Annotated in this window: 27 protein-coding genes; 20 read left to right on the top strand and 7 right to left on the bottom strand. The window is 67.5% G+C overall.

The window, feature by feature from the left end:
* Positions 1 to 53: 53 nt before the first annotated feature.
* The 4 genes from guaB (at position 54) to guaA (ending at position 3,911) form a co-directional block, all read left to right on the top strand.
* Positions 54 to 1,523, top strand: coding sequence for an IMP dehydrogenase (guaB, locus tag EJP69_RS03420; protein WP_093195300.1), 1,470 nt, complete (start codon positions 54 to 56; stop codon positions 1,521 to 1,523).
* A gap of 77 nt (positions 1,524 to 1,600) precedes the next feature.
* Positions 1,601 to 1,849 carry a type II toxin-antitoxin system Phd/YefM family antitoxin gene (locus EJP69_RS03415; protein ID WP_093195299.1) on the top strand — a complete coding sequence of 83 codons (249 nt, stop codon included), beginning with the start codon at positions 1,601 to 1,603 and terminating at the stop codon, positions 1,847 to 1,849.
* Positions 1,846 to 2,280, top strand: coding sequence for a type II toxin-antitoxin system VapC family toxin (locus EJP69_RS03410; protein ID WP_170217035.1), 435 nt, complete (start codon positions 1,846 to 1,848; stop codon positions 2,278 to 2,280). The genes EJP69_RS03415 and EJP69_RS03410 overlap by 4 nt, the downstream gene beginning before the upstream one ends.
* Before the next feature lie 11 nt (positions 2,281 to 2,291).
* Positions 2,292 to 3,911 (top strand): glutamine-hydrolyzing GMP synthase, encoded by a 1,620-nt coding sequence (guaA, locus tag EJP69_RS03405; protein WP_126468733.1) that lies wholly within the window; start codon positions 2,292 to 2,294, stop codon positions 3,909 to 3,911.
* 69 nt (positions 3,912 to 3,980) lie between these two features.
* Here guaA and EJP69_RS03400 read toward each other — a convergent pair whose 3' ends face one another.
* A complete protein-coding gene (locus EJP69_RS03400; RefSeq protein WP_170217034.1) occupies positions 3,981 to 4,592 on the bottom strand; it encodes a porin family protein in 612 nt (203 codons plus the stop codon).
* A 236-nt stretch (positions 4,593 to 4,828) separates the two neighbouring features.
* Here EJP69_RS03400 and EJP69_RS03395 point away from each other — a divergent pair, with 236 nt between their 5' ends.
* The gene (locus tag EJP69_RS03395) at positions 4,829 to 5,389 is read left to right on the top strand and encodes a 2'-5' RNA ligase family protein (RefSeq protein WP_240652019.1); all 561 of its coding nucleotides are present in this window, start codon (positions 4,829 to 4,831) and stop codon (positions 5,387 to 5,389) included.
* An 86-nt stretch (positions 5,390 to 5,475) separates the two neighbouring features.
* Positions 5,476 to 5,976 carry a RidA family protein gene (locus tag EJP69_RS03390; protein WP_093303087.1) on the top strand — a complete coding sequence of 167 codons (501 nt, stop codon included), beginning with the start codon at positions 5,476 to 5,478 and terminating at the stop codon, positions 5,974 to 5,976.
* Here the strand turns inward: EJP69_RS03390 and EJP69_RS03385 are convergent.
* Positions 5,973 to 7,058, bottom strand: coding sequence for a DUF72 domain-containing protein (locus EJP69_RS03385; protein WP_126468730.1), 1,086 nt, complete (start codon positions 7,056 to 7,058; stop codon positions 5,973 to 5,975). The two genes, EJP69_RS03390 and EJP69_RS03385, sit on opposite strands and share 4 nt — an antisense overlap.
* Positions 7,059 to 7,118: 60 nt before the next feature.
* Between EJP69_RS03385 and EJP69_RS03380 the strand changes: the two genes are divergently transcribed.
* From EJP69_RS03380 to EJP69_RS03345, 8 genes are all read left to right on the top strand, one after another.
* Positions 7,119 to 8,606, top strand: a complete 1,488-nt coding sequence (locus EJP69_RS03380; protein WP_093303093.1) for a sensor histidine kinase — start codon at positions 7,119 to 7,121, stop codon at positions 8,604 to 8,606.
* Complete coding sequence (locus EJP69_RS03375) at positions 8,603 to 9,244, top strand: response regulator transcription factor (protein WP_093195293.1); 642 nt, start codon at positions 8,603 to 8,605, stop codon at positions 9,242 to 9,244. The genes EJP69_RS03380 and EJP69_RS03375 overlap by 4 nt, the downstream gene beginning before the upstream one ends.
* Positions 9,245 to 9,362: 118 nt before the next feature.
* Entirely contained in the window at positions 9,363 to 9,863 is a 501-nt protein-coding gene (locus EJP69_RS03370; RefSeq protein WP_093195292.1) for a GlcG/HbpS family heme-binding protein, read from the top strand.
* Positions 9,863 to 10,561, top strand: coding sequence for an ankyrin repeat domain-containing protein (locus EJP69_RS03365; RefSeq protein ID WP_126468729.1), 699 nt, complete (start codon positions 9,863 to 9,865; stop codon positions 10,559 to 10,561). The genes EJP69_RS03370 and EJP69_RS03365 overlap by 1 nt, the downstream gene beginning before the upstream one ends.
* Positions 10,562 to 10,614: 53 nt before the next feature.
* Positions 10,615 to 11,259, top strand: a complete 645-nt coding sequence (locus EJP69_RS03360; RefSeq protein WP_126468728.1) for an FMN-binding negative transcriptional regulator — start codon at positions 10,615 to 10,617, stop codon at positions 11,257 to 11,259.
* Between the two features lies 1 nt (position 11,260).
* Positions 11,261 to 11,497, top strand: a complete 237-nt coding sequence (locus tag EJP69_RS03355; RefSeq protein ID WP_093303099.1) for a hypothetical protein — start codon at positions 11,261 to 11,263, stop codon at positions 11,495 to 11,497.
* Positions 11,487 to 12,614, top strand: coding sequence for a tRNA adenosine(34) deaminase TadA (tadA, locus tag EJP69_RS03350; RefSeq protein ID WP_126468727.1), 1,128 nt, complete (start codon positions 11,487 to 11,489; stop codon positions 12,612 to 12,614). Before EJP69_RS03355 ends, tadA begins: the two co-directional genes overlap by 11 nt.
* Positions 12,611 to 13,579, top strand: coding sequence for an LD-carboxypeptidase (locus EJP69_RS03345; RefSeq protein WP_126468726.1), 969 nt, complete (start codon positions 12,611 to 12,613; stop codon positions 13,577 to 13,579). Before tadA ends, EJP69_RS03345 begins: the two co-directional genes overlap by 4 nt.
* A 62-nt stretch (positions 13,580 to 13,641) precedes the next feature.
* On the opposite strand, the gene EJP69_RS03340 is transcribed toward EJP69_RS03345, so the two are convergent.
* A complete protein-coding gene (locus EJP69_RS03340; RefSeq protein ID WP_093195286.1) occupies positions 13,642 to 13,977 on the bottom strand; it encodes a hypothetical protein in 336 nt (111 codons plus the stop codon).
* Between the two features lie 372 nt (positions 13,978 to 14,349).
* On the opposite strand from EJP69_RS03340, the gene EJP69_RS03335 reads away from it, so the two are divergent.
* The 6 genes from EJP69_RS03335 (at position 14,350) to EJP69_RS03310 (ending at position 20,418) form a co-directional block, all read left to right on the top strand.
* Positions 14,350 to 15,297, top strand: coding sequence for an adenylate/guanylate cyclase domain-containing protein (locus tag EJP69_RS03335; RefSeq protein ID WP_126468725.1), 948 nt, complete (start codon positions 14,350 to 14,352; stop codon positions 15,295 to 15,297).
* 130 nt (positions 15,298 to 15,427) lie between these two features.
* Positions 15,428 to 15,778: a hypothetical protein gene (locus EJP69_RS03330; RefSeq protein WP_126468724.1), complete on the top strand. Its 351-nt coding sequence runs from the start codon at positions 15,428 to 15,430 to the stop codon at positions 15,776 to 15,778.
* Between the two features lie 205 nt (positions 15,779 to 15,983).
* Positions 15,984 to 17,816, top strand: a complete 1,833-nt coding sequence (locus tag EJP69_RS03325) for a DUF1800 domain-containing protein (protein ID WP_126468723.1) — start codon at positions 15,984 to 15,986, stop codon at positions 17,814 to 17,816.
* Between the two features lie 25 nt (positions 17,817 to 17,841).
* Positions 17,842 to 19,299 (top strand): DUF1501 domain-containing protein, encoded by a 1,458-nt coding sequence (locus tag EJP69_RS03320; RefSeq protein ID WP_126468722.1) that lies wholly within the window; start codon positions 17,842 to 17,844, stop codon positions 19,297 to 19,299.
* Positions 19,300 to 19,322: 23 nt separating this feature from the next.
* Positions 19,323 to 19,736, top strand: coding sequence for a hypothetical protein (locus EJP69_RS03315; RefSeq protein ID WP_240652018.1), 414 nt, complete (start codon positions 19,323 to 19,325; stop codon positions 19,734 to 19,736).
* Between the two features lie 58 nt (positions 19,737 to 19,794).
* Complete coding sequence (locus EJP69_RS03310; RefSeq protein WP_126468721.1) at positions 19,795 to 20,418, top strand: CAP domain-containing protein; 624 nt, start codon at positions 19,795 to 19,797, stop codon at positions 20,416 to 20,418.
* Positions 20,419 to 20,424: 6 nt separating this feature from the next.
* Here the strand turns inward: EJP69_RS03310 and EJP69_RS03305 are convergent, their stop codons facing one another.
* The 4 genes from EJP69_RS03305 to EJP69_RS03290 are packed head-to-tail and all read right to left on the bottom strand — an operon-like array spanning position 20,425 to position 24,645.
* On the bottom strand, positions 20,425 to 21,921 hold the full coding sequence (locus tag EJP69_RS03305; RefSeq protein ID WP_126468720.1) for a mannitol dehydrogenase family protein: 1,497 nt from the start codon (positions 21,919 to 21,921) through the stop codon (positions 20,425 to 20,427).
* A gap of 17 nt (positions 21,922 to 21,938) precedes the next feature.
* Positions 21,939 to 23,150, bottom strand: a complete 1,212-nt coding sequence (gene manD, locus EJP69_RS03300) for a D-mannonate dehydratase ManD (protein ID WP_093195279.1) — start codon at positions 23,148 to 23,150, stop codon at positions 21,939 to 21,941.
* A 44-nt stretch (positions 23,151 to 23,194) separates the two neighbouring features.
* A complete protein-coding gene (locus tag EJP69_RS03295) occupies positions 23,195 to 23,989 on the bottom strand; it encodes an amino acid ABC transporter ATP-binding protein (RefSeq protein ID WP_093195278.1) in 795 nt (264 codons plus the stop codon).
* Positions 23,986 to 24,645 carry an amino acid ABC transporter permease gene (locus tag EJP69_RS03290; protein WP_093195277.1) on the bottom strand — a complete coding sequence of 220 codons (660 nt, stop codon included), beginning with the start codon at positions 24,643 to 24,645 and terminating at the stop codon, positions 23,986 to 23,988. The genes EJP69_RS03295 and EJP69_RS03290 overlap by 4 nt, the downstream gene beginning before the upstream one ends.
* Positions 24,646 to 24,650 lie beyond the last annotated feature (5 nt).

The following is a 24,650-nucleotide window of genomic DNA, read 5'->3' as shown; positions in this document are numbered from 1 at the left end:
ACCGGCAAACCGGCCGGAGGCCTCGTTACAATCCGTCTTTTGGAGCTTCACCCATGCGCCTTCTCGGCAAAGCGCTCACCTTCGACGACGTGTTGTTGGTGCCAGCGTTCTCCCAGGTCCTGCCCAAGGACACCTCCCTCGCCACCAAACTCTCCCGCAACATCACGCTGAACCTGCCGCTCGTCTCTGCGGCCATGGACACCGTGACCGAAGCCCGCCTCGCGATCGCCATCGCGCAGGAAGGCGGCATCGGGATCGTGCACAAGAACCTCACCGCGCAGCAGCAGGCCGCAGAAGTGGCCCGGGTGAAGCGCTACGAGTCGGGCGTGCTGCGCGATCCGGTTGTGATCACGCCGACGCACTCGGTGCGCCAGGTGATGGCCCTGTCCGACCAGCTCGGCATCTCGGGCTTCCCGGTGGTCGACGCCGGCAAGGTGGTCGGCATCGTCACCGGCCGCGACCTGCGTTTCGAAAGCCGCTACGACGTGCCCGTCAGCGAGATCATGACGCGGCGCGAGAAGCTCATCACCGTGCCCGACGGCACCACGCTCGCCGAGGCCAAGGCGCTGCTGAACAAGCACAAGCTCGAGCGCCTGCTCGTCATCAACGGCGACTGGGAGCTCAAGGGCCTCATCACCGTCAAGGACATCACCAAGCAGACCAGCTTCCCCAATGCCGCGCGCGACCCCAACGGCCGCCTGCGCGTGGGCGCCGCTGTCGGCGTGGGTGACGGCACCGAGGAGCGCGTCGAGGCGCTGGTGAAGGCCGGCGTCGACGCCATCGTGGTCGACACGGCCCACGGCCACAGCGCCGGCGTGATCGAGCGCGTGCGCTGGGTCAAGAAGAACTATCCGCAGGTCGACGTGATCGGCGGCAACATCGCCACCGGCGACGCCGCCCGCGCGCTGGCCGACGCCGGCGCTGACGCGGTCAAGGTCGGCATCGGCCCCGGCTCCATCTGCACCACCCGCATCGTGGCCGGCGTGGGCGTGCCGCAGATCATGGCGGTCGACAGCGTCGCAACCGCGCTGCAGGGCACGGGCATTCCGCTGATTTCCGACGGCGGCGTGCGCTACTCGGGCGACATCGCCAAGGCCATCGCGGCTGGCGCGAGCACCGTCATGATGGGCAGCATGTTCGCCGGCACCGAAGAGGCGCCGGGCGAAATCGTGCTGTACCAGGGCCGCAGCTACAAGAGCTACCGCGGCATGGGCTCCATCGGCGCGATGCAGCAGGGCAGCGCCGACCGGTACTTCCAGGAGTCGACCACCGGCAACCCCAACACCGACAAGCTCGTGCCCGAAGGCATCGAAGGCCGCGTGCCCTACAAGGGCTCGATCGTCTCGATCGTCTACCAGATGGCCGGCGGCGTCCGCGCCAGCATGGGCTACTGCGGTTGCGCGACCATCGCCGACATGCAGAACAAGGCCGAGTTCGTCGAGATCACCACGGCCGGCATTCGTGAGAGCCACGTCCACGACGTGCAGATCACGAAGGAAGCGCCGAACTACCGCGCCGACTGAGCTTAATCTGGCCAGACCTTGAAAGTCGGGCCAGACTGGGTTTAAAATTTGGGCCAGATTCAAATTTTCTGGCCCAAATGCAATCCATCGGCATCGCCGAAGCCAAGAACAACTTCTCGGCCCTGATCGACTCGGTCGAGAAGGGCGAGGAGGTTCGCATCACCCGCCACGGCAAGGAAGTCGTGCGCATGCTGCCGGTGCGCCGCAAGCCGGTCATCACCGACGAGCAGATCGAGCGCGAGCTGGGCCAGATCGACGCGCTCCACGCCACCATCCAGCCCGGCCCGCAGCCGCGCGCACTGCTCGACGAGGGGCGCCAGCAATGACCGCCTTCGTCATGGATGCCTCGGTCACGGCCGCCTGGCTGCTTCCAGACATGGCCAGCGAGCACACCCGCAGGCTCTACGCCGCCATCCGCCGCGACGAGGTCGAGCCGCAGGCGCCCAACGTCTGGCAATGGGAGTGCGCCAACATCCTCGCCAACGGCGTGCGCAGCGGCCGCATTCCCTCGTCTGCGGTCGAAGGGCTGTGGAGCGTGCTCGACGCCATCCGCCATCGCGTCGAACTGCACGAGCTCGCGCCGGCGCAGCACAAGGCCGTGCTTGCCGTCGCCATCGATGCCGGCGTGTCTCTCTACGACGCGGGCTATCTCTGGCTCGCCAAGTCGCTCAATCTCCCGCTCGCCACCTTCGACGAGCAACTCATCCAGGCTGCACCCCAGGCGGGAGTGAAGCTGCTCGACATTTCAACGCTCTGAGTCCTTTCGCCATGCAACACGACAAGATCCTCATCCTCGATTTCGGCTCGCAGGTCACGCAGCTCATCGCACGCCGCGTGCGCGAAGCCCACGTGCTGAGCGAAGTGCATCCCTGCGACGTCACCGACGAATGGGTGCGCGAATACGCCGCCGACGGCCACCTCAAGGGCGTGATCCTCTCCGGCAGCCACGCCAGCGTGTACGAGGAAACCACCGACAAGGCCCCGCAGGCCGTGTTCGACCTGGGCGTTCCCGTGCTCGGCATCTGCTACGGCATGCAGACCATGGCTCACCAGCTCGGCGGCAAGGTCGAGGGCGGCCACAAGCGCGAGTTCGGCTTCGCGGCCGTGCGCGCTCATGGCCACACGGCGCTGCTGAAGGACATCGCCGACTTCACCACCCCCGAAGGCCACGGCATGCTCAACGTGTGGATGAGCCACGGCGACAAGGTCACCGAACTGCCGCCGGGCTTCAAGCTCATGGCCAGCACCGACAGCTGCCCCATCGCCGGCATGGCCGACGAGGCGCGCCGCTACTACGCGGTGCAGTTCCACCCCGAAGTCACGCACACGATGCAGGGCAAGGCGATCCTCGAGCGCTTCGTGCTCGGCATCTGCGGCGCGAAGCCCGACTGGGTCATGCGCGACCACATCGCCGAAGCCGTCGAGAAGATCCGCGAGCAGGTGGGCGATGAAGAAGTCATCCTGGGCCTGTCGGGCGGCGTCGATTCGAGCGTGGCTGCCGCGCTCATCCACCGCGCCATCGGCGACCAGCTGACCTGCGTGTTCGTCGACCACGGCCTGCTGCGCCTGAACGAAGGCGACATGGTCATGGAGATGTTCGAAGGCAAGCTGCACGCGAAGGTGATCCGCGTCGATGCCAGCGACCTGTTCCTCGGCAAGCTCGCCGGCGTGAGCGACCCCGAAGCCAAGCGCAAGATCATCGGCGGCGAGTTCGTCACCGTGTTCAAGCAGGAAGCCGCCAGGCTCAAGGCCGGTGGCGGTGGGCACAAGGGCGCGACCTTCCTGGCGCAAGGCACGATCTACCCCGACGTCATCGAGTCGGGCGGCGCCAAGAGCAAGAAGGCCGTCACCATCAAGAGCCACCACAACGTGGGCGGCCTGCCCGAACAGCTGGGCCTCAAGCTGCTCGAGCCGCTGCGCGACCTGTTCAAGGACGAAGTGCGCGAACTGGGCGTGGCCCTCGGACTGCCGCCCGAGATGGTGTACCGCCACCCGTTCCCCGGCCCGGGCCTGGGAGTGCGCATCCTCGGCGAAGTGAAGAAGGAATACGCCGACCTGCTGCGCCGCGCCGATGCGATCTTCATCGAAGAGCTGCGCAACTTCACCGACGAAGCCACCGGCAAGACCTGGTACGACCTCACGAGCCAGGCCTTCACCGTGTTCCTGCCCGTGAAGAGCGTGGGCGTGATGGGCGACGGCCGCACCTACGACTACGTGGTCGCGCTGCGTGCCGTGCAGACCAGCGACTTCATGACCGCCGACTGGGCCGAGCTGCCGTATGCGCTGCTGAAGAAGGTGTCGGGGCGCATCATCAACGAAGTGCGCGGCATCAACCGCGTGACCTACGACGTGTCGAGCAAGCCGCCGGCGACGATCGAGTGGGAATGATGGACCAAGCAACGCGGCCCCGCTGATGCGAGGCCGCGTCGTTGAGTCACCGGAAGAAAGAGGCGACGCTCAGAAGCTCGCCTTCAAACCCACAGTCACCATCCCGCCCTTCGCCTGCTTCGACAGCTTGCCGAAGTAGTCGTAGTCCGCAGTGATCGACAGGTTCTGCGTCACGCGGTACTCCGCGCCGAAGCCGACCATCATGCCGGTCGAGCTGCCCGAGATGCGCTGGCTGGGCAACGCCCAGTTGTTGTCGCCGGAGACGCGCCCGCGTGCGACGCCGAGGCGGCCGTTGAGGGCGAACGATTCGCCCAGCGGCAGGCGGGCGGTGGCGGCCGCGTAGAAGACCTGGCCGGTGCCGGCCTGCAGGCGCGAGTAGGCGCCGTTCGAGCTCCACTGGCTCACGCGGCCGAGGCGTGCATAGCCTGCTTCCACGCCGAAGGTCTCGGTGAAGCGATAGCCGCCGTACAGCTTGTAGGCCGTGCCGGCCTTGCTGCTCTTCTGGCCGCCCCACGGCACGGGCATGCGGTTGGAAGACGAGAGGCTGTAGCTCGAGCGGCCGATTGCACCGCCCACGTAGATTCCGGTGTCCTGGTTCGGGCCGGCGGCGCTCGAGGCCGTGGAGATGGTGCCGAGCAGAAGGGCTGCTGCAAGGGCTGTGCAGGCTTGCGTTTTCGTCAAGATGAGTTTCCTGGTTGGATGGTTGAGATCGATCCGACAGGTGGCTGCGCATTGCGGTGCCACCCTCGTGAAACGATTCTCGAAAGCCAGCCTGAAGGGCTGCTTGACGCTTGCTGAAGAGCAGATGAAGAGCCCGATCGATGGGCGATGATCGAGACATGTCAGAACAGCTTCTTCTTCCAGGTATCGAGCCTCCGCCGAAACCTTTGCCACGCCCCCGGAGCAAGGCGCCTCGCGTGGCGCCCGCGCTCGAACACTCTCTCTTCTTCGCCATCGTTCCCGCCTCGCACGACGCAACATCGATCGCCGCGCTCGGCGAGCGCATGAATTCGCAGCACGCACTGAAAGGAACGTTAGTCGACGCGCATCGCCTGCATGTCACGCTGTTCGACCTCGGCGGATATCCGAGCGTGCCCGCCGACAAGGTCGCGCTGGCCTCCAAGGCTGCGGCGTCGGTGGTGCCGCCCACGTTCGACATCGTCTTCGAGAAGGCCATGAGCTACACCAAGGGCGCGCTCGTGCTGTGCGCCGACGATGACGAAGGCGTCTCGGCGCTGAAGGCCTTCAGGCAGCGCCTGGGCGAGGCGCTGGCCGACGCGGGCCTGAAGCCCCCGCGCTCGTTCACGCCGCACATGACGGTGGCCTATGCGCGCCGCAAGCTCGAGAAGCACGCGCTGGAAGAACCTGTCCGATGGACCGCGGCCTCGCTGGTACTGATCGACAGCCACGTGGGCGAGGGCGTGCATGAAGTGCTGGGCCGGTGGCCCGACGTCGCATCGGGCCTTTCGGCGGCTTGAGCTGTTCTGCCTCGCATCGACGCCTTCTGTATCTGTTTCGATGCGGAACAGCTGACGACAATGGCTCTCACTTTCACGGAAACGACATGACGACAGCAGCAGAAAAGACCCGGGACCAGATCGCCGACCAGATCGCGGCGGAGCTGGGCCACAGCTTCGACGGCGAGATCATCGCCGGCGGCCACTACGTGCCGCTGGTGCGCGACGGCCGCACCATCTACCTGAGCGGGCAGGTGCCGCGCGTGGGCACCACGGTGGTGGTCACCGGCCGCGTGGGCGACGCTGTGTCGCTCGACAAGGCGCGCGAAGGCGCGCAGATCTGTGCCCTGCGCAGCCTCGCGCTGCTGCGGCGCGCGCTCGGTTCGCTCGATGTCGTCGAGAAAGTCCTGCGCGTGGGTGTGTTCGTGCAGTGCACGGCCGATTTCACGCAGCAGAGCGAAGTGGCTGATGCCGCCTCCGACCTGCTGCATCGCGTGTTCGGCGACGCCGGCGTGCATGTGCGCACGGCGGTCGGCGTCTATGCGCTGCCGAAGAACGCGACCGTCGAGGTCGAGATGACGGTCGCGGCGAAGCAGAACATCGGCTAACGCGGCGCCAGTTCGAGGATGTCCCGCGCGAGCTGCGCGATCGTCAGCGGCGCGCAGCCTTCGGCGTTGTTGCTCACGGTGACGAAGGCGTTCTGGCCCGCGCGGGTGGTGCCGGCGATCACCTTGGCGAGCGCCGCGCGCGTTTCCGGATCGGGGTCGACGATCTTGTCGAAGGGGCCGTAGAGCTTCTCGGCGTCTTCGTAGCCGAAACGGCCGTGGCGCCGGTGCAGGTTCCAGCGGCACACCAGCGGCCCCGGCCACAGCGCCCGCAACATCGGCAGCTGGTCTTCGATGGGCGGCATCTTGGCGTGCAGGCCCATGCAGAAGGTGGCGCCCACGCTGCGCAACATCTCGGCGAAGGCAGGGTTGAGCAGTTGCGGGTCGCGCACCTCGACGGCGATCACCGCGTCGGGCGCCGTCGACCTGATGTCGGGCAGCGATTCGAGCATCGCCGCGATGCGCGCGAGCAGGGCGGGCTGGTCGGCCAGGATGTGCCCCGGGATCGGGCTCAGCTGGAACACCAGCACGCCGATGCGATGGCCGAGCCCTTCCAGTGCGGGCAGCACGAATTCCTGCCGAGCGATCTCGCTGCTGAGGAACACCGGGTTGGCCTGCATGCCCCGGCCGCTTTCGTCGCGCACGGTGGCGTCGGTCACGAGGCTCGGCGCCTTCACCATGAAGCGGAAGTCGTCGGGCACCATGGATGCGTAGCGCGCGTACTGGCTGGCGGTGAGGGCGCGGTAGAAGTTGCGGTCCACGCTCACGGTGCGGAACAGAGGATGCTTCGCGAGTGCGGAAAGCCCGTTCTTCGACAGCACCGTCTCGGCGTATTCGCCGTCCCACACCAGGTTCGCCCAGCCGGGGTAGCTCCACGACGATGTACCCAGCCGCAGGTTGGGAGGCAGCGCGGCGGCCAGTTCGACCAGTTCCGGATTCGTCGGCGCTGGCTCGACTGTCGCGGTGCGCGGCTTCTTCTTCGCGGAAGGTTCGGCGGCCTGCGCCTTGGCGGACGGAGATGCTGCCGCGGATGCGTCCTCGGGGCGCGGGAGATCGGGGAAAAGGGAGTCCTGTGTGTCGGCCATGTCTGTTGCCGCATTTTCGGCCAACCGGGCGGCGTCGCGGCGCCGGGCACAATCCGCGCCATGAAACAGTGGTTGCGTTCGCAAGGCGGTTGGTGGCTGGCATGGCTGGCGCTCACCGCCGTGGGCGCGGTGTGGCTCGCACGCTCGGAGCTGGCGCGGATGCACCAGGACTTCGAGACCGACGTGCGCATCGCGCACCGCCTCATGAGCCAGCAGATGGTGCAGTACGACGCCGTGCTGGCCACGCTCGCGCTGCTGGAGCCCAGCACCGGCGCGGACCATCCCGAGCAGCGCCTGCCCTCGGTGTATTCATCGATCCTGCGCGTGCAGCGCCGCGAGCGCGACGAGCCCTGGCCCGACAGCTCGCAGGCCGCCGTGCTGGCAGCGGCCGAGGCGCGTTCGCGCAGCCTGCAGCGCGCCGAGCTGGCAACGCTCGACCTGGCCCATGGCCGCTATGTGCTGGTGATCGGCGCCACGCCGTTCAGCTACGCGCTCGACATCGACCTGGCCGGCTCCGTGCCATGGCGCGACTGGCCGATGAACCCGCAGCGCAGCCCCGTGCGGCTGAGCCTGCAGCGAGACGGGCAGCAGCTGGTGCTGCAACCCGGTGTTCTGTCCACGAGCCCGGAGACCGGATGGCGTTTCGCCCTGAGCAAGGCACTGGCCTCGCCGAGCCAGCCTTTCGATCTCGTGGCCGAGCGGCAGGTGGGCTGGGGCGAGCTGCCGTGGCGCGCCATTGCCGGCTGGGCGCTGGCCATGGCGGTGCTGCTGGCGGGCCTGTGGGCCGCGCAGCGCCAGCGCGTGGCGCGGCGGCGGGCCGAGGAGCTGTTGCGGCTCGGGCAGGTCGCCAGGCTCAATGCGCTGGGCGAACTGTCGGCAGGCCTCGCGCACGAACTCAACCAGCCGCTGACGGCGGTGCTTGCCAACGCCCAGGCCGCCCGCCGCCTGCTCGACGACGAGCCGCCCGACCTGGTCACCGCACGCGACGCGATGGGGCAGGCGGTCGAGCAGGCTCGCCGCGCGGCCGGCGTGGTGGGGCGCCTGCGCCGCGTGATCGAGCGGCCCGAAGCCGGCGGCGAGACCCGGCCTCTTGTGCTGCAGGAGGTCGTGCGCAGTGCCATGCACCTGCTCGCGCCCGAGTTCGCGAAGCACGACGTCGCCGCGCAGTTCGATGCCACGGCGCAGGCCCCTGTGCGCGTGCAAGCGGAGGCGGTGGCGCTCGAGCAGATCGTGCACAACCTGCTGATGAACGCGCTACAGGCGCTCGACCTCGTGCCTGCGGCCGAACGGCGCCTCGTCGTGTCGGTCGGCCGCAACGGGCAGGAGGGCGTGCTGACCGTGACCGACAACGGGCGCGGCATCGCCCCTGAAGCGCTGCCGCGCCTTTTCGAACCCTTCTTCAGCACGCGCGAAGGCGGGCTGGGCCTCGGCCTGAGCCTCAGCGAAACGCTGGCCGGCGGCATGGGCGGCAGCCTGAGCGCGGCCAATGCCTCGCCGCGCGGTGCGCGCTTCACCTTGCTGCTGCCACTCGTCGCGTCGTCTTCATGAGCATTCCGAACACCCATCAGCCGCAATCGCCGCTGATCCACCTGATCGACGACGACCAGGCGGTGCGCGACAGCCTCTCGCTGCTGATCGGCACCGTCGGCCTGCGCGTGCAGGCCTGGGCTGACCCGCAGGCCTTCATCGACGGCTTCGACCGCGCGAGCGTCGGCGCCATCGTGCTCGACGTGCGCATGCCCGGCATCAGCGGGCTCACGGTGCTCGACCGGCTGGTGGCGCAGGGCGTCGACCAGCCGGTGATCATGCTGACGGGCCACGGCACCGTCGAGATGTGCCGCCGCGCCTTCAAGGCCGGCGCGGCCGAGTTCCTCGAGAAGCCGGTGGACGACGAGCAACTGCTCGAGGCGCTGCAGCAGGCGGTGCGCCAGCACGTGCGCTCGCGCGAGCGCTCGCAGGCCGACAACGCCGCGCGCGAGAGGGTGTCGCAGCTGTCGGAGCGGGAGCGCGAGGTGCTCGCCTTCATCGTGCAGGGGCTGACCAACAAGGAGATCGCGCGAACGCTGGCGCTGTCGCCGCGCACGGTCGAGACGCACCGTGCGAACCTGTTCGCCAAGCTCGACTGCGATTCACTCGCGCAGCTGATCCGGCGCTATGCCGTGCTGGTGGACGACGGTGCTCCGTAGAACTACGGAGCGGCGGGCGTAGCCGTACGAATGGCCGTCGCGGGCCGTGTTTTCTACAGTGGCGCAGCCGTCGGCAACAGCCGGCGCAACTACCCGAATCCACTGGAGAAACCAAACAATGCAAACCATCGTTCGCCTCGGCAGCCTCGCCGTCCTGCTCGCCGCTTCCGTCGCCCAGGCCCAGACGCCCGCACCGGCAGTGCGTACCGAAAAGAACATGTCTCTCGCGCTGGCCAACCAGATCGCGGCCGAAGCCGTGGCGGCCTGCGCGGCCAACGGCTACAACGTGGCCGCCACCGTGGTCGACCGCGCCGGCACCGTGCGTGCCGTGCAGCGCGCCGACAACGCCGGCCCCCACACGCTGGCATCGAGCGAGCGCAAGGCCTGGACTTCGGCTTCGGCCAAGAGCCCCACGCAGGCCATGATGGAAGGCGCACAGAAGAACCCGGGCGCGGCGAACCTGGTGTACCTGCCGGGCTTCCTGCTGCTGGGCGGCGGCGTGCCGGTCAAGTCGGGCAATGAAGTGATCGGCGCGGTCGGCGTGGGCGGCGCGCCCGGCGGCCACCTCGACGAGCAGTGCGCCAACGCGGCGCTCGAGAAGGTCAAGGGCCTGCTCTGATGAAGGCGCGCGGTATCTGGCCGGGTGTGCTGGCGGTCGCGCTCGGGCTGGGCGTGCCGCTGGGCGCGCTCGCCCAGGTGCCGCCGCTGGCGGCCGAGGTGCTGGCCTTCGACGGGCTGCACCAGGCCGCATGGCATGGCGACCTGCAGAAGCTGAAGGCGCTTGTCGCCTCGGGCGCGAATCTCGATGCGCGCGACGCGCGGGGCCGCACGCCGCTGCATGTCGCCACGTTCGCGCGGCAGCGCGATGCGATCAAGCTGCTGGCCAAGGCCGGCGCGGACCTCGACCTGCTGGAGGACGACCGCTACGACGCCGTCACCATCGCCTCGGTGGCGGACGACGCCGCGACGCTCTCGGTGCTGCTGTCGCTCGGAGCGAAGCCCGGGCAGACCACGAGCCGCTACGACGGCACCGCGCTCATCGCGGCGGCCCATCTCGGACACGACGAAGTGGTGCGCAGGCTGATCGCCGCGGGCGCGCCGCTCGACCACGTCAACAACCTGCACTGGACGGCGGTGATCGAGTCCATCGTGCTGGGCGACGGCGGGCCGCGCCACCAGCGCACGCTGGCCGCCTTGGTCGACGCCGGTGCCAGCCTCAAGCTGACGGACCGCCAGGGCAACACGCCGCTGCAACTGGCGAAGGCGCGCGGCTACACCGCGATGGTGAAGCTGCTGGAGACGCCGCGCGCAAAGTAGGCGGCTCGGGGAGAATGGGGCCTCGCCACGAGGTTCCACGAGGAATAAGCCCCATGTACATGCCCCCGCAGTTCAATGCCAAGGATCCGGCCATCGCGCTGGAGCTGATGCGCTCGCACCCGTTCGCGAGCCTGATCTCGAACGATGACGACGGACTGCCGTACGTCACGCACCTACCGCTGGTGGCCGAACAACGCGCGGGCGACGAACTGGTGCTGTGGGGACATTGCGCCAAGCCCAACCCGCACTGGCGCTATCTGCAGGCCCGGCCCCGGGCGGCGGTCACCTTCCTCGGACCGCATTCGTACCTCTCGCCCTCCGTCTATCCCGACCTGGCCCGCGTGCCGACCTGGAACTACCTGGCGGTGCACTGCACCGTGGAGGCGCGGCTGATCGAGGAGCCGGGCGACAAGGACGCACTGCTCAAGAAGCTGATCCACGACCACGAACCCGCCTACGCGCAGCAGTGGCGCGACCTGGGCGAGGAGTTCCAGCTCAAGATGCTCGCCGGCATCGTGGGCTTCGAGCTGTGCGTGACGGCGCTGCAATGCAAGATCAAGCTCAACCAGCACCGGCGCGAATCGCACGCAGCGATGCACGCGGTCTACAGCGCAGGCACGCAGGACGAACAGGCACTTGCCGTATGGATGGACCGCCTGGGCATGACCGCCGAGGCTCCGGTGGCGGAGGGTCGCTGAGATGCGCGGACTCGGCCTGATCGGCCTCGTACTGGCGCTGGTGATCGTCGGCCTGCTCGCCAAGAAGCAGATGACGAGCGCGGCTTCCTCCGCGCGGCCGGCTGTGCCCGGCGTGGCCGCGCCGGCCGCCGGTGACGCACCCGTGAACGTGCGCGACCAGGCGCAGCAGGTTCAGCAACAGGTCAAGGAAGCGCTGGACGCTGCCGCGAAGACGCGGCAGATGCCCGATGACAACTGAGCCGATCCCGTCGCCCTTGACGCACGACGATGCGCACTGGATGGCGCTGGCGCTCGCCGAGGCGCGGTTTGCCGCCGAGGCGGGCGAGGTGCCGGTGGGAGCGGTGCTGGTGAAGGACGGCCGGTTGATCGCGTCGGGCCGCAATACGCCCGTGGCTCAGCATGATCCGAGCGCGCATGCCGAGATCAATGCGCTGCGCGCCGGCGCGGCGGCGCTCGGCAACTACCGGCTCGACGGCTGCGAGCTGTTCGTCACGCTCGAGCCGTGCGCGATGTGCTCCGGGGCGATGCTGCACTCGCGCCTCGCGCGCGTGGTGTACGGCGCGGCCGATCCGAAGACCGGTGCGGCCGGCTCGGTGCTCGACCTCTTCGCCGAGCCGCGGCTGAATCACCACACGCAGGTGCAGGGTGGGGTGCTGGCGCAGGAGTGCGCCGCGGTGCTGCAGGCTTTCTTCCAGCAACGCCGCAGCGCCGCGCGTGCGCAGGCCGAGCCGTTGCGCGACGACGCGCTGCGCACGCCGAACGAGCGCTTCGATGCGCTGTCCGGCTATGGCTTCGCGCCGCACTACGTGCAGGACCTTCCAAGCCAGCATGGCTGGCGCATGCACTACATCGACGAACGCTGGGAGGGCGATGGGACGGGCGCCGCCTGCTGCCTGTGCCTGCACGGGCCCGGCGAGTGGGGCTACTTCTTCCGGCATCTCGTGGGCCTGCCCGGTGTGCGCACATTGGTGCCCGACCTGATCGGCTTCGGCAGGAGCGACAAGCCCAAGCGCGAGGTGCCGCATAGCCTCGAGTGGCATCGCGACGTGCTGCTCGAATGGCTGGACCGCGTGCAACCCGGCTCGACGCCGATGGCGCTCGTGCACAGCGACGCAGGCTCCGGACTTGCCGCGTTGCTGATGGCTGCAGCCCCTGAGCGTTTTGCCGCCGCGCTTGTCGCGCCGGAAGGGCGTGAACGCATCGGAGATGCTTGGCGCGCGCCGTTCCCCGATCGTGGCTACGAAGCAGCTCTGCGTGCGCTCGGGCCCGTAGCGACTTCGTCGGGGCCGTCGCCCGAGCAGGCCCGAACGTTCGTGCCGCAAGTGCGAAACGCAATGGGATACTCGACCGCGTGACCAAACACATCTACATCTACTCTCCCTCCAGCGCGGTCCGCGACAAGGCCGCTTTCCGGCGCGGCGTGAAGCGGCTCAAGGCGCTGGGCCATGAAGTCGAAGTCGACGATGCGGCACTCTCGGTGCACCAGCGCTTCGCGGGCGACGACGCCACGCGGCTCGCCGCGATCTCGCGCGCCGCCGCCAGCGGCGCCGACGTGGCGCTCATCGCGCGCGGCGGCTACGGGCTCACGCGCATCCTCGACGCCATTCCGTACAAGGCGCTGACCAAGGCGATCGAGAAGGGCACCGAGTTCGTCGGCTGCAGCGACTTCACCGCGCTGCAGAACGCGCTGCTGACCAAGACCGGCGCCGTGACCTGGTCGGGGCCCGCGGTCGGCGAAGACTTCGGCGCCGAAGGCGGCCCTGACGACATCATGGAAGCGTGCTTCGACGATCTCGTCACAGGGCAGGGCGAAGGCACCGGCTGGCGCATGCCGGCGCGCGACATCGACCTGAAGTTCAAGCCCGTGCAGGACGCGGTGCTGTGGGGCGGCAATCTCTGCGTGCTCAGCAGCCTGCTTGGTACGCCGTATTTCCCGGTGGTGGACAAGGGCGTGCTCTTCATCGAGGACGTCAACGAGCATCCGTACCGCATCGAACGAATGCTCGACCAGCTGCGGATGGCCGGCGTGCTGGCGCGCCAGCGCGCGATCGTGTTCGGGCAGTTCACCGGCATCCGCAGCGTGCCGGGCTATGACCGCGGGTTCGGTCTGAACACGGTGATCGACCGGCTGCGTTCGTCGCTCAAGATCCCCGTGCTCGCGGGCCTGCCGTTCGGCCACGTGCAGACGAAGGTGCTATTGCCGGTGGGCGCCAAGGTATCGATGGCGGCGGAAGGGCGTGATATTTTTCTCGTTTGGGGCCACCGACACGCATCCGCGCATGACGATCACCATGGACATGACCATCATCACGCCCATTGATCAAGACACAAAGAAAATAGAACGTTAAAAATGAAAACGGCCCCGAAAGGGCCGTCGTTGTTTCATTTGCTTTGGGTAAAGCGCTGGTGCGCCCGAGGCCCCATCGAACCGGGCAATCCGCCTTTGAACATGCTGTTGATGGCTTTCATTTGCCGACGGGCGGCGGTCTCGCCGTCGATGGCGCTCAACGCCATCATCACGTCCTGCCGCAGGTACCAGAGTGCTTCGACGTCGGCGGCGAAACGCACGCGCTGACTGACGCGCTGGACCGAGTGGCCGCCATGACCCTGGAGCACCGACAGCATCGCAGTACGGATACGACCGAGCTGGCTCTCCGTCGCCTGGCGGGATCCGAAGCCGGGTACGTTCAGCAGACGAAGAAAGCGGCGCAAGAGCATGGGTGGGAACGGAAAGCGTATTGCCGGAAGCGGGAACGGCCGCTACCTTAAGCCTCAGTTAACCATTCCACAAGATCCGAAACGATGTTTCTTGTTTGTAAACAACACGCTTTACTTATCGTTTTCACTAGTCATTGAATTTTGTTTTCCAAAGTACTACAAGCCTTGAATGGAATGAACCTTTTGCATCTGTTCATTCACCGGTGGCGTATACATATCCCGATCCGATAGTTTTATTTATCGAAGGCGAAGGACAAGCAGGTTTCCTCTCCGGCGCGTGAACGTACATGTGCCAGGAGAACTGCCTGCGTGGAAATGCAGGGAGCCCACGGGCATTTACAACCAGCGATAGAAATCGAGAATCATAAGAGTATGGGTGTCAATTCCACAGTCGTATTCGCGGACTTGACGGGGAGCACGAGGGTCTTCGAGGCCATGGGAAATGCGCGTGCCACCGAGACCGTGACCCGGCTGACGCAGTGGATCGGCGGCGTGTGCCAGGCGCATGGCGGCCGGGTGGTGAAGTCGCTCGGCGATGGCGTGTTCGCCATCTTCACCAGCGGCGCGGCGGCGACGCATGCGGTCATCGAGTTGCAGCGCTATCACCAGAAGCGGCTGCTCGCGTGGCCGGCACCCTTGCGCATGGCGCTGCAGATCGGCGTGGCCAGCGGCGAAGTGGTCGAGGTCGAGGGCGATTGCTACGGCGATGCCGTCAACCTGGCCTCGCGGCTGAGCGACCTGGCCGGCCCGGGCCAGATCTGGGTGACCGCCGCGGTCATCTCCCAATTGCGTGAAGGCTCTGTGCAGCATCGCGACCTCGGCCTCATCAACATCCGCGGGCGCAGCGAGATGTCGGTCGTGCACCGGATCGACTGGCAGGAGGACGTGACGACATTCCTCACCGTGCCCGCTGCGCTGGCTCCCTTGCGCATGCCCGACTCCTCGTTCGGCCAGATCGAGCTGGCGTGGCTCGATGTCCGCTCGATGTTCCGCACGGAGGAGCTCCCGATCCACCTGGGCCGCGTCGACGACGCGCAGTTCGTGGTCAACGACCCCCGCGTCTCGCGGCTTCATGCGCGCATCGAACTGCGGCAGGGCAGCTGCGTGCTGATCGACGTCAGCACCTACGGCACCTGGGTGCGCTTCCACGGCAACGACGGGCCGAGCACCGAGATCGCCCTGCGGCGCGAAGAGTGCGTGCTGCACGGCCGCGGCGAAATCGGCCTGGGCGCTCCGCTGAGCGACTACAGCGCTCCGACCATCGCCTTCAACACCAGCAGCGGCGACGTGATGCTCTCGCGCCGCGAAATCGCGCGCTGAACACGGCGCTGTCACCGCTCGCCGCGGTGACGTTTGGCTACCATGCTTGCATGCAATCGGGTGCACCGCGAAGATGCATCCGGCGTTGCGTATCCACCCGGGCGTGTCCGCCCTTGGCCCTGGAGCCACCGTGAACCTCAAACCTCAATCTTCTGTTTTCAAGTGGGCGGCCGTCGGTGCCGTCATCGCCGGCGCGTTGCTGGCTGCTGGAGCCGCAAATGCGCGCGGAAGCTGGTCGGTGCAGATCGGCACCCCCGGCTACGTGGTCGGCGGCTATCCGGCACCGTACTACGCGCCGCCGCCGGTCTACCCGTATCCGGCTCCCATCTATTACGAACCGCCGCCGCCGGTCTACTACCGGCCGCCGCCTCCGGTGTATTACCGTCCGGCTCCGATCTACACCCCGCCGCCCGGTCGCATCTACTACGGCCCCGGCTATCCCTATCGCCCGCCGAACGGCTGGGACGATGAGCGCGATTGACACTGTCGCCTGAATGTTTGCTGAAGCATTGGCATGCCCTCTGGCATGCCAATTTTGTTTCAAGGAGTGACTAAAAAGTCACATTGGCACACATTTTTGTGGCGACCTCGCCAGTTTTGGACACCCGTCCGGTTGTTTTCCGCAGGGGCATGCCGCTTGCCTTGATCCCTCCAACAGGCGTCGATACGCCGCAGGAGCGAGGATCATGCTGGAACAGTTGGAGGCCGAGCGCGCAAGACCGGCCGACGAGGTGGTGTACGTCGCGGAGACAGCGGCAACAGGCGAGCACAGGGCAATTCAGGACGGCTCGTGGCCCCTGAAGGTCGCGGCCGCGTTCTCCATGGCGGCGGCACTGGCCGCATGCGGTGGAGGCGGGGGCGGCGGTGGCTCCGCAGGCGTTGGCTTTCCGATCGGCGGCCTGCCCGGTTCCAACCCCGGTCCGGGCACGACGCCCGACACCGGCCCCTATCACTATCCCCAGGCGCAGAACGACGCCGAGGCCGCCCGCTTCCTGCTGCAGGCCCAGTTCTCCGCCTCGGACGCCGAGATCGCCGCCGTGCGCGCCAAGGGCTACATGCCGTGGCTCAGCGAGCAGCTCGGTGCGGCGCGCCAGCCTTCGGCCTGGGAGTGGGTCAACAGCAAGCCGTACGAGACTGTCAATGCCGACGCCATGATCTGGCGCCAGCTCATGACAGCCGCCGACCCGGTGCGCAAGCGCATGGCGCTGGCACTGAGCGAGATCTTCGTGGTCTCGGGCACCGAGATCGGGTCGAGCTGGCCCACGTCCATGATGGCGCAGTACTGGGACATGCTTGCCAACGGTGTCACCGGCAACTTCCGCCAGCTGCTGGAAGACGTGACGCTGAACCCGGCGATGGGCTTCTACCTCAACACCCGCGGCAACAGGAAGGAAGACAACTCCGGCCGCCAGCCCGACGAGAACTATGCGCGCGAGGTCATGCAGCTCATGACCATCGGCCTCTATCAGCTGGAGAGCAACGGCACGGTGAAGACCGGCGCCGACGGCCAGCCGATCGAGACCTACGTGCAGAGTGACGTCACGAACCTCGCGCGCGTCTTCACCGGCTACGACCTCGACATCCGTGCTGCGGAGCGCAATGCCTTTCGCCCGCCCAACGCCAGCTACACCATCGAGACCAACGCCTGGACCACGCGTCCCATGGCGTACACGGCGGCCAATCACTCGATGCTGGAAGCGCGCTTCCTCGGCGCCACGGTGCCCGCAGGCACGGCCGGCCCGGCGGCATTGAAGATCGCGCTCGACACGCTCTTCAATCACCCGAACGTCGGGCCCTTCATCGGCCGGCAGCTGATCCAGCGGCTGGTCACCAGCAACCCCAGCGCGGCCTACATCAAGCGCGTGGCCGACACCTTCGCCAACAACGGCGCCGGCGTGCGCGGCGACATGAAGAGCGTGTTCGCCGCCGTGCTGCTCGACGACGAGGCGCGCGGCCCCGCCGGCCTTTCCGACCCGAACTTCGGCCACCTGCGCGAGCCCATGCTGCGGCTCGTGCAATGGGGCCGCACCTTCGGCGTCGGCTCGACGCTCGACACCTGGGACATCGGCAACACCTCCGATCCCAGCCAGAGCCTCGGGCAGTGCCCACTGCGCTCGCCCTCGGTATTCAACTTCTTCCGTCCCGGCTACGTGCCGCCCTCGACCTCCATCGCCAGCAACAAGATGGTGGCGCCCGAGTTCCAGCTGGTGAACGAGACCAGCGTGGGCGGCTATCTGAACTTCCTGCAAGGCAAGCTGCAGAACGGCTTCGACAGCAAGGACGTAATCGCGACCTATACAGCCGAGAAGACGCTGGTGAACGACCCCGCCGCGCTGGTGCGGCGGCTCAACCTGCTGCTCACGGGCAACCAGCTCTCGGCCGCCACGGTCGCACTGATCACCGATGCGCTGAGCAAGGCTCCTCTCGTGAACCCCACGACCGATGCCCGCAGGCTCGACCTCATCTGCGCCGGCGTGCTGCTGGTGATGGGCTCGCCCGAATACCTCGTGCAGAAATAAAGAAAGCAGCCGGAGCGAACCGAACATGCACCTGATCGATCCTGCCCGCCACACGCGCCGCGCCTTCCTGCGCCGCTCGGGCCAACTCGCGATGGCCGGCACCGCGCTGCCGTTTGCACTCAACCTCGCCGCCATGGGCGAGGCCGCCGCGCAGGCTGCGCCGGGCGACGACTACAAGGCGCTGGTCTGCGTCTTCCTGTTCGGCGGCAACGATTACGCCAACACCCTCGTCAACTTCGACACCGACAGCTACACGAAGTACAGCACCATCCGCGGCGCCATCTCGCTGCCATACGCGTCTCTCGCGGGTACTGAGCTGAAGCCCGCCGTCTCGCTCGCCAACGGTCGCAAGTACGCGCTGAACCCGGCCATGAGCGGACTCACGACGCTGTTCGACCAAGGCAAGATGGCCGTGCAGCTCAACGTCGGCCCGCTCGTCAAGCCGCTCACGCGCGCGCAGTTCAACGGCACGAACCGCAAGGACTTTCCGATCCCGCCCAAGCTGTTCTCGCACAACGACCAGCAGTCGATCTGGCAGTCGTCCTCGCCCGAGGGTTCCACCATCGGCTGGGGCGGCAACCTCGGCGACCTGATGCTGAACGGGCAGCGCAACGCATCGCTTTTCACCTGCATCTCGGTGGCGGGCAACGCGGTGTTCCTTTCGGGCGATGAGGCGCTGCAATACCAGGTCGGCACGGGCGGGGCGGTGCGCATCAACAGCGTGAGTCCCGCCACCGGCAGCGTCTACGGCTCATCGGCGGTCAAGGCCGCCATGCAGCAGATCGCGCAGCAGGCGCGCGGCCACACTCTGGAGAACGAATACAACAAGGTCACGCTGCGCGCGGTGGAGGCGGAAGGAAAGATCACCTCCGCCATCCAGTCCGATGACCTGGACGTCAGTTTCCCCATCAACAACAATCTGGCCGCCCAGCTCAAGATGGTGGCGCGCCTGATCCGCGGGCGCGCATCGCTGGGCGTGAAGCGCCAGGTGTTCTTCGTCTCCATGGGCGGCTATGACCTGCACGACGATCTGGATACCAAGCAGGGGCCCCTGATGCAGCGCTTGTCCGAGGCGATGAGTGCCTTCCAGCTGCAGATGAAGAATTCCGGCATCGACGACAAGGTGACGGCCTTCACCGCCTCCGACTTCGGTCGCACGCTGTCGAGTAACGGCAACGGCTCGGACCACGGCTGGGGCAGCCATCACTTCGTGGTGGGCGGCGCGGTGAAGGGCAATGCCTTCTACGGCACGCCGCCGCCGGTGAGCGTGGGCAACACCTCCGCCGACGACGACCAGTGGCACGTCGGCCAGGGCCGGCTGCTGCCCACCACATCCGTCGACCAGTACGCCGCAACGCTGGCCAAGTGGTTCGGCGTGCCCGACTCCGACCTCAACGGCATCCTGCCCAACCTGAAGAATTTCAACAACATCACCGCGCCCAGTGGCATCACCTACCTGCGCGACATGGGGTTCATGGCATGAACGCAATGACTGAAATGAGCGCGATGAGCGCAATGAGCTCGATTGGCGGCCTCAACGGCATGGAGGGCGGGGCCAGCGTGGACTTCGGCTCGGAAAGCTCCGTGCCGGAACGCTCCCACTCGCACGGCAGGCACGTGACGCACGTGCGTCCCTTCACCACCGTCGAGGCGGCTATCGCGGCGATCGAATCACTGGACCGCGAACTGAAGAAATTCGAACTCGCGGTGGCCGACAGCCTGCAGGACTACCTCGGCGTGCAGATGGCGCAGATCACCGACTGCGCGCTGGCCCGCGGCTGGGAGCCGCTCAGCTTCATCCAGAAGGACGGCTTCCGCGTCTATCGCTACGAGGCGATCCGCTCCGCTCCGCGCGGACTTTCCTCGGCCGAACTGGCGGCGAAGCTGGAACGGCGCAGCCGATCGCGCTCCGCGCGATGAACGCGCCTTCTCTGAAACCCTTGCACTGCCTGCTTTCCCGGATCGCGACAAGAAACGAATGAACCTGAGACACACAGCCACCGCCACCAGCGTCCTCGCCACATTGCTGCTCGCATCGTGCGGCGGTGGAGGAGGCGGGGGCGGTGGAGGAGTGCCTCTGGGCCTGGGCGTACCGGCCGCACCCGCACCCGCGCCTGCCCCTGCGACCGCTCCGGCACCGGCTCCCGCATCTGCGCCCACCGCTCTCGAGAGCTGCGGCCTGCCGGACTTCGCGCAGGACACGATCACCCGCGTCAACCAGTTCCGAAGCGAAGCCCGCACCTGCGGAACCACGCAATTCCCGGCCGCAGCGCCTCTCTCTTGGAACACCAGGCTCGACACCGCGGCCGCGCGCCAGTCGAACGACATGGTCGCGAAGAATTTCTTCGACCACACCGGCTCGGACGGCAGCACCGTGGGCGTGCGCGTCACCGACGCGGGCTACGCATGGTCGGGCGTCGCAGAGAACATCGCGGCGGGCCAGACAAGCGTGGCGTCCGCCATGAACTCCTGGCAGTTGAGCGAAGGCCACTGCCGCAACCTGATGGGCGCGAGCTACAAGCACGTGGCCCTGGCATGCGTGCGCGGCACCTCGGCCAACGCCTATCCGTTCTACTGGACGATGGTGCTCGCCACGCCCTGATTCACGTCACACGGCCGCCTCGAGCGCCGCGATCACGCCGCGCTCCTCCAGCATCGCGAGATGCCGGGCCACCGCGTAGACAAAGGCGGGCACACCGCCGAGTTCACCGAACACCGGGGCAAAGCCGGTGAAGAAGGCAACCCGCTCGTGCACCGAGGACGCCGCCGCGCCAGCCTGCGCCAGCCGTTCGGCCAGGGCGGCGGCCAGCGGATCCTGGATGTCGTGCGAGGCGCCGGTCTCGTCGACGCCGCGAAGGTAATGGATCCATGCGGCCACGGCCAACGCCAACCGTTCGATCGGCTGCCCGGCCGCGAGCCGGTCGCGCACCGTGCCCAGCAGGCGCTGCGGCAGCTTCTGCGAGCCGTCCATCGCGATCTGCTTCGTCTGGTGCTGCAGGGCGGGGTTCGAAAAGCGCTGCAGCAGCCGCGCACGATAGCCATCGAGGTCCAGCCCTTGCATCACCGGCAGCGTGGGCGCGATCTCCTCGCGCATCAGCGCGTCGATGTAGCCGCGCAGTTCGGGCACGGCCACCGCGCGGTCCACCGTGCGCAGCCCGGCCATCGCGCCCAGGTACGCCAGCGCCGAATGGCTGCCGTTGACCATGCGCAGCTTCAGCCGCTCGAAAGGCTCGGCGTGCTCGACGAAGCGGGCGCCGCCTGCGGTCCAGTCGGGCCGGCCGTTGGCGAAGCGGTCTTCCACCACCCATTCGAGAAAGGGCTCTCCGACCACCGGCCATGCGTCTTCCACGCCCAGTCGTGCCGAGATGCGCTCGCGGTCGGCGTCGGTGGTGCGCGGCACGATGCGGTCGACCATCGAGTTGGGAAAGGTGCAGTGCGCGTCGATCCAGTCGTGCAACGCCGGGTCGACCTGCCTTGCGAATGCCAGCACGATGCCGCGCAGCGTGTCGCCATTGGAGGGCAGGTTGTCGCACGACAGCAGCGTGACCGGCGGCAACTCGCGCTGGCGGCGCAGGTTCAGCGCGTGCACCACGAAGCCGGGCATGGTGCGCGGCGCTTGCGGGTTCGCCAGGTCGTGAGCGATGCCGGCGTCGTCCAGCCGCAATGCGCCCGTGGCCGGGTCGTGGTGGTAGCCCTTCTCGGTGATCGTGAGGCCGACGATGCGCGTGTCCGGATGGGCGATGCGTTCGAGCACGGCCTGCGGGTCTTCCGGCGCGACGAGCACGTCGAGCAGGTTGCCCACCACCTGAAGCGTCTCGCGCGGGCTGCCGTCGTCGGCCGCATCGCGCAGGGCCAGTGTGTAGAGGCCGCCTTGCGGCTGCAGCGCGTCGCGCGTGTCGGCCGCACGCAGCGAGACGCCGACCGTGCCCCAGCGCAGGTCGCCGCTGGCGTGCAGCGCGGCCTCGTTGACGACGGCGAGGTGCGCGCGGTGGAAGGCGCCCACGCCAAGGTGGACGATGCCGGCGCACAGCTCGCCGCGCGCGTAGCGCGGCCTCGCAACGTCCGCGGGCAGGTGGGGCAGGGCGTCGGGATGCAGGCGCTTCATGGCGTCGTGTTCTCCGCTCACCAGTTCCAGAGCGTGCCGTCGTGCTGCTGCCGGTTCACCGGGAGGTAGGCGCGCTTGTACGGATACTTTGCGGCGAGCTTCTCGTCGATGTCCACGCCGTGGCCCGGAGCCTCGCCCGGGTGCAGCATGCCGTCGGCAAAGCTGTAGGCGTGCGGGAACACCGCGTCCGTCTCTTCCGTGTGGCGCATGTATTCCTGGATGCCGAAGTTGGGCACCCACATGTCGAAGTGCAGCGCAGCGCCCATGCAGGCCGGCGACAGGTCGGTTGCGCCGTGGCAGCCGGTGCGCACCTGGTAGAGCGAGGCCAGGTCGGCGATGCGGCGCAGCTGCGTGATGCCGCCGGCGTGGACCACCGTGGTGCGGATGTAGTCGATCAGCTGGTTCTCGATCAGGTCCTTGCAGTCCCAGATGCTGTTGAAGATCTCGCCCACGGCCAGCGGCGTGGTCGTGTGCTGGCGGATCAGCCTGAAGGATTCCTGGTTCTCGGCCGGCGTGGCGTCTTCCATCCAGAACAGGTTGAAGGGCTCCAGCGCCTTGCCCAGCCGTCCGGCCTCGATGGGCGTCAGGCGGTGGTGAACGTCGTGCAGCAGGTGGATGTCGGGGCCGACCGCGCTGCGCACCGCGTCGAACAGCTTCGGCGTGTGCTCCAGGTACTTGGCGGTCGACCAGTCGTGCTCGCTGGGCAGGTCGGCGTCGGCCGGCTCGTAGAACATGGTGCCGCGGCCTACGCCGTAGACCTTCTCCAGGCCCGGCACGCCGCTCTGCGCGCGGATCGCCAGATAGCCTTCTTCCTTGTAGCGCAGCACTTCTTCCACGGTCTGCTCGATGTCGCGGCCGTTGGCGTGGCCGTACACCATCACGCCGGTGCGGCTCTTGCCGCCGAGCAGCTGGTACAGCGGCAGGTTGGCGGCCTTGGCCTTGATGTCCCACAGCGCCGTGTCGACCGCGGCGATGGCGGTCATGGTCACCGGGCCGCGGCGCCAGTAGGCGCCCTTGTAGAGGTACTGCCAGATGTCCTCGATCTGGTGCGCGTCGCGGCCGATCAGGCAGGGAATGACGTGCTCGGTGAGGTAGGCGGCCACGGACAGTTCGCGTCCGTTCAGCGTGGCGTCGCCGATGCCGGTGAGGCCCTCGTCGGTCTCGATCTTCAGGGTGACGAAGTTGCGCCCGGGGCTGCAGACGATGACGCGTGCGTTGGTGATTTTCATTGCGTGCCTGTTGTGCGTGTGTCTTGTTGGGGGAAGAAGGGTGCTCAGCCGTTCCAGCCGAGATGGCCGAGGAAGTCGCGCGTGCGCTCCACGGTCGGGTTTTCGAAGATCTGCTGCGGCGGGCCCTGTTCGATGATGGCGCCGGCCTCGAACACCACCACCCAGTCGGCCACGCGCTTCGCGAAGCCCATCTCGTGGGTCACGACGATCATGGTCATGCCCTCCTGCGCGAGCTTCTGCATCACGCTGAGCACTTCGCCGACGGTCTCGGGGTCGAGTGCCGAAGTGGGCTCGTCGAACAGCATCACCTCGGGCTCCATCGCCAGCGCGCGTGCGATGGCCACGCGCTGCTGCTGGCCGCCCGAGAGGTTGGCCGGGAAGTTGCCGGCCTTGTTGGCCAGGCCCACCTTCTCCAGCAGCACCATCGCGCGGGCACGGGCCTTGTCCTCGGGCATGCCCAGCACGGTGACCGGGCCCATGGCCACGTTGTCCAGCGCCGACTTGTGCGGGAACAGCTCGAAGCTCTGGAACACCATGCCCATGCGTTGGCGGACCTTGCGCACCTGGGATTCCTGGGCGGGCAACGGCACGCCGTCGACCAGCACGCGGCCGCCGTCGATGCTTTCCAGCGCGTTCGTGCAGCGCAGCAGGGTGGACTTGCCCGAGCCCGAAGGCCCGATCAGGCACATCACCTCGCCCTTGTGCACCTGCAACGACACGCCGCGCAGCGCCACGAAGTCGCCGTACATCTTGCGGACGTTCTCGTACACCAGCACCGGCGGCTGGTCGGCGTTCTTGCGCGCGGGCGAGAGGGATGCGGTTGGGGCGATTGCGTTCATTCCTTGACTCCGTACTTGCGGTGAATCCAGTCCACCAGCTTTGCCTGGGGATAGCCCATGAGCCAGTAGATGGCGGCCATGGCGGTGAGCATCTCCAGCACGCGGAAGGTCTGCGCGCGGATCTGCATCGAGGTGTAGGCCAGCTCGCCGACGGCGATGACCGAGACCAGCGAGGTGTCCTTGAACAGCGAGATCCAGGTGCTCGCGATCACCGGCAGGATGCGGCGCGCCGCCTGCGGGATCACCACCTTGAACATCGCCTGCCGCCGCGACATGCCCATGGCGAGCGCCGCCTCCATCTGCCCCTTGCGGATCGAGTTGATGCCCGCGCGGAAGGTCTCGGCGTTGTAGGCCGCGATGTTCAGCACCAGAGCCACCAGCGCGGTGGTGATCGGCGAGAACTGCACGTCGAAGGCCATGGGCATCACGTAGAAGGCCCAGTAGATGACCAGGATCAGCGGCAGGTTGCGGAAGAACTCCACGAACGCGAGCGAGACGGACTGCAGCAGCCTGTTGGACGACAGGCGCATCAGGGCGAGCACGATGCCGCCCGGCACCGCCAGCAGCATAGTGACGATCGTCAGGCCCACCGTGAGCGCGGCGCCTTCGAGCAGCGCGGCGCGGTGCGTCCAGATCACGGACCAGTCGAAATTCATGTCGG

It is taken from the genome of Variovorax gossypii (assembly GCF_003965815.1).
GTDB lineage: Bacteria > Pseudomonadota > Gammaproteobacteria > Burkholderiales > Burkholderiaceae_C > Variovorax > Variovorax gossypii.
Note: the sequence above shows the minus strand (reverse complement) of the source record. Positions and strands in the feature narration are given on the sequence as shown.